The following is a 4,200-nucleotide window of genomic DNA, read 5'->3' as shown; positions in this document are numbered from 1 at the left end:
ACCGTCGGCGGCGACATCGCCGACGTGAAGAAGTACGTGCGCGGGTTGCGCGGCTATGCGGCGTTCAAGGATACCGACGTCAAGTGGTCCGACGGCACCGGCGACGACTTTCCGCGGCTGTCGGTGAAGGTGCGTCCGGAGATCGTCACTTTCGGGGTGCCCGAGGAGGTGAAGGTCGACGAGCGCGGTGTCGTCGACGGCGGCACCCGTCTGTCGCCGCACGGTGTGCACGAGCTGGTCGCCGAGCGCGGCGACGAGGTGGTGTTCTTCGACGGCCGTAATCGGTTCGAGGCGCAGATCGGCCGGTTCCGGGATGCGATCGTGCCGGAGGTGGCCACGACCCGCGATTTCGTCGCCGAGCTCGACAGCGGCCGCTACGACCATCTCAAGGGCCGCCCGGTGGTCACCTACTGCACCGGTGGGGTGCGCTGTGAGGTGCTGTCGGCGTTGATGCGCAACCGCGGGTTCGAGGAGGTCTACCAGCTCGACGGTGGCATTGTCCGTTATGGGGAGACCTTCGGCGACGAGGGCTTGTGGGAGGGTTCGCTGTACGTCTTCGACGGGCGGATGAACGTCGAGTTCAGCGACGAGGCGACGGTGATCGGCCGCTGCACCCTGTGCGGGACGCCGACTTCGCGGTACCGGAATCATCCGGACCTCCACGGCCGGGAGTTGACCCTGGTGTGCGAGGGCTGCGTCCCGGACCCCGTGGAGGCGTAGACCGGTGCGTGCTGCACCGCTGCCGGTGCGTGACGGGCTCGGCCCCGACCGCATCCGGATGCCCGCCGACGTCGACGCGGCCACAATCGTCGAGTTCCTGCAGGCCGGCCATCCCGACGAGGATTGGGCGGCACACATGGCGGCGGGGGAGCTGGTCGACGAGCACGGCCGCCGCATCGATGCGCGCACGCCGTATCAGCCGACGCGGTTCGTGTACTTCTACCGTGATCCGGCGCCGGAGGTGCCGGTGCCGTTCCCGGTGCACGTGCTGCACCGCGAGGACGGGTTGGTCGTGGTCGACAAGCCGCATTTTCTGGCGACGATCCCGCGTGGGGCGCACATCCGCGAATCGGTGGTGGTGCGGTTGCGGCGCGAGCTGGAGTTGCCGCATCTGGTGCCGGTGCACCGGCTCGACCGGATGACCGCCGGGGTGCTGTTGTGCACCACGGATCCGGGGTGGCGGCGGCCCTATCAGGAGCTGTTCGAGCGGCAGCGGGTGCGTAAGGTGTACGAGGCGGTCGCCGGATACCGGCCCGACCTGTCGTTCCCGCGGGTGGTGCGCACCCGGATCGTCAAGCGGCACGGGGAGTTGACGGCCGAGCAGTTCGCCGACGAGCCGAATTCGGAGACCCGCATCGAGGTGGTCGAGCGGCGCGGGGAGCTGGCCCGCTATCGGTTGTGTCCGCGCACCGGCCGCACCCATCAGTTGCGGCTGCATCTGATGTCCCTGGGGGTGCCGATCGTCGGGGACAACTTCTATCCGCGGTTCCGGCCGCGTGGGGCGGACGATTTCACCGATCCTCTGCGGTTGCTGGCGCGGTCGCTCGAGTTCACCGATCCGATCAGCGGGGTGGCGCGGCGGTTCGTCAGCGGGCGGGAGCTCGAGTTCTGAGGGGTGTCGGTGTCCTGGCTGCGGGGCGGGCGGCGGGGCATGAAACAATCGACCCCTGTGAAGACCTTCGATTCCCTGTTCGCCGAGCTGTCCGAACGCGCCGCGACCCGCCCCGAGGGCTCCGGCACCGTCGCCGCCCTGGACGCCGGCGTGCATTTCCAGGGCAAGAAGGTACTCGAAGAGGCCGGTGAGGTGTGGATCGCCGCCGAGTACCAGTCCGACGAGGAACTGTCCGAGGAAATTTCGCAGCTGTTGTATTGGGTGCAGGTGCTGATGGTGGGGCGGGGTCTGAAGCCCGAGGACGTCTACAAGCATCTGTGACGGCCGCCGGCCCGCTGTGCGGTGCCGCCGTCCGTGCCCTGTAGATCCCTTCCTCGCTTCTGCTCGTCGTTCGAAAGGACCCCAATCCGTCATGCTGCGCGTCGCAGTCCCCAACAAAGGTTCGCTGTCCGAGTCCGCCGCCGAGATCCTGCAGGAGGCCGGCTACCGTCGCCGCACCGACTCGCGTGATCTGACGGTCATCGACCCGGTCAACGACGTCGAATTCTTCTTCCTGCGCCCGAAGGACATCGCGATCTACGTCGGTTCCGGCGAGCTGGATCTGGGGATCACCGGCCGTGATCTGGCGATGGATTCGGGGGCGCCGGTCGCCGAACGCCTGTCGCTGGGTTTCGGGTCGTCGCGTTTCCGATATGCCGCGCCGAAGGGCCGGGACTGGACGGTCGAGGATCTGCGGGGGTTGCGCATCGCCACCTCGTACGCGAATCTGGTGCGTCGTGATCTTGCCGCCCGCGGTATCGAGGCCGAGGTGATCCGGCTCGACGGGGCGGTGGAGATCTCCATCCAGCTCGGCGTCGCCGACGCGATCGCCGATGTGGTGGGTTCGGGCCGCACGTTGCGGCAGCACGATCTGGTCGCCTTCGGGGAGTCGCTGTGCGATTCGGAGGGTGTGCTGATCGAGCGGGAGGGGTCGGATCGTTCGGATCGGGCTCGCAACCAGCTGATCGCCCGGCTCGAGGGTGTGGTCTTCGCGCAGCAGTACGTGATGATCGATTACGACTGCCCCAAGCACCTGCTCGAGCAGGCTGTGCAGGTGACCCCGGGACTCGAGTCGCCGACGATCTCGCCGTTGGCGAACGACAATTCGGTGGCGGTGCGGGCGATGGTGCCGCGCAAGGGCCACAACGCGGTGATGGATCGGCTCGCCGAGATCGGTGCCCGCGCGATCCTCGCGTCGAACATCCGCTCGTGCCGGGCGATGCGCGCCCCCGAATAGACGCGCACCTTCCCGTCGTCTCGGTGCGGCTCCGCGATCAGCGGGGCCGCACCTGCACGTTCTGGGTGATGCGGCCGAGCGCGCCGGTCTGGTCGTAGAGCAGCCCGGCGGTCATGCCGACCCCGTCGGGTCCGACGGACGTCTCCGCGGCGATTCCCACCCAGTCCTGTTCGCGGAACTCCGGGGCGCGGAACAGGTGCACGGTCAGGTCGGTGTTGAGGAAGGTGAACTCGCGGGGGTCGAGTTTGGAGCCGACGCCGTTGGCGACGTCGGCGACGCTCATCAGTCGGTCGAGGCCGCTGGGGGTTTCGCCTTCGACGAGGGCGATCTCGCCGCGCACCCACGCCGACGACAGGCCCGGTGTGCCGAAGGGGACGATGATGCGCCAGTCGACGGTGTCGATGTAGCCGCCCTGCCACGACGCGTGCGGGGCGTGGGGTTCGAAGCTGCCCAGGGCCGGGAGCGGGGTCTCGGAGGTGCGGACCACGGCCGGCAGGTCGACGGTTTCGAGGCGCCAGCCGGTGCCGCGCGCCACCGGGCGGTGGGTGCCGTCGGGGGCGGTGGCCCACAATTCGGCGACGACGAGTTCGATGCGGCGGCCGGGCCGTTCGATGCGGGTGCGGACCTCGAGGTCGGTGAGCGGGACGGGGCCGAGCAGGTCGACGGTCAGGCGGGTCAGGCGGGTGTCGGGGCGGGGCCGGTGCCGTTCGATGGCGCGGGCGAGCAGCGCCGAGGGCGGGGCGCCGTGCTGCAGGTGCGGGCCCCAGGTGCTGACGGTGCGGTCGGTGGGGCGGAACACCGCGATCTCGATGTCGTCGGCCGGGCCGGTGGGGCCGGCCGGCCGGGGGACCGGCACGTAGTAGGCGGCGTCGCTCATTCGGGATTCTCCTGCTGCTCGATGCGGTGGGGCGCACCCGACGTCGACTGCGCCGCAAGGCTGTCGAGGGGATACGGCGGTGGGGTACCGCCGAATGCCGGGCACAATGCCCGATGATCGCACCACCGGCAGCCGGGGCCGGGGTTGGGGCGGAAGTCGCCGCTGCCGCGCAACTGCCGGATCGTCGTCCACATCGCCCGCATGATCCGTTCGAAGCGGCGCAGTTCGTCGGGATCGGGCCGGTAGTGCAGCACCCGACCGTCGCCGAGATACAGCAGCCGCAGCGAGGCCGGGACGAGGCCGCGTTGCCGCCACACGATCAGCGCGTAGAACTTCAGCTGGAACAGCGCCGCCCGCTCGCCGCGCGGAGACGGGGCGCGGCCGGTCTTGTAGTCGACGACGTGCACCGCGCCGGTGGCGTCGACGTCGAGGCGG

The 4,200-nt window shown here is 69.6% G+C and carries 6 protein-coding genes; 4 read left to right on the top strand and 2 right to left on the bottom strand.

The window, feature by feature from the left end:
* From trhO to hisG, 4 genes are all read left to right on the top strand, one after another.
* Positions 1-720 (top strand): oxygen-dependent tRNA uridine(34) hydroxylase TrhO (gene trhO / locus R1101_RS0117290; RefSeq protein ID WP_016934621.1); only part of this gene is annotated, 720 nt, incomplete at its 5' end.
* Between the two features lie 4 nt (positions 721-724).
* On the top strand, positions 725-1,612 hold the full coding sequence (locus R1101_RS0117285; protein WP_016934620.1) for a pseudouridine synthase: 888 nt from the start codon (positions 725-727) through the stop codon (positions 1,610-1,612).
* 39 nt (positions 1,613-1,651) lie between these two features.
* The gene (locus R1101_RS0117280) at positions 1,652-1,933 is read left to right on the top strand and encodes a phosphoribosyl-ATP diphosphatase (RefSeq protein WP_172506045.1); all 282 of its coding nucleotides are present in this window, start codon (positions 1,652-1,654) and stop codon (positions 1,931-1,933) included.
* 91 nt (positions 1,934-2,024) lie between these two features.
* Positions 2,025-2,888 (top strand): ATP phosphoribosyltransferase, encoded by an 864-nt coding sequence (gene hisG, locus R1101_RS0117275; RefSeq protein WP_016934618.1) that lies wholly within the window; start codon positions 2,025-2,027, stop codon positions 2,886-2,888.
* Positions 2,889-2,925: 37 nt separating this feature from the next.
* Here the strand turns inward: hisG and R1101_RS0117270 are convergent, their stop codons facing one another.
* Positions 2,926-3,765 (bottom strand): thioesterase family protein, encoded by an 840-nt coding sequence (locus R1101_RS0117270; protein WP_016934617.1) that lies wholly within the window; start codon positions 3,763-3,765, stop codon positions 2,926-2,928.
* Positions 3,762-4,200 (bottom strand): RecB family exonuclease (locus R1101_RS27260; protein ID WP_016934616.1); only part of this gene is annotated, 439 nt, incomplete at its 5' end. The genes R1101_RS0117270 and R1101_RS27260, both read right to left, overlap by 4 nt.

It is taken from the genome of Rhodococcus sp. R1101, assembly GCF_000278445.1.
GTDB classification, from domain to species: domain Bacteria; phylum Actinomycetota; class Actinomycetes; order Mycobacteriales; family Mycobacteriaceae; genus Rhodococcus; species Rhodococcus gordoniae.
This window is presented reverse-complemented; position numbering and strand designations above follow the sequence as displayed.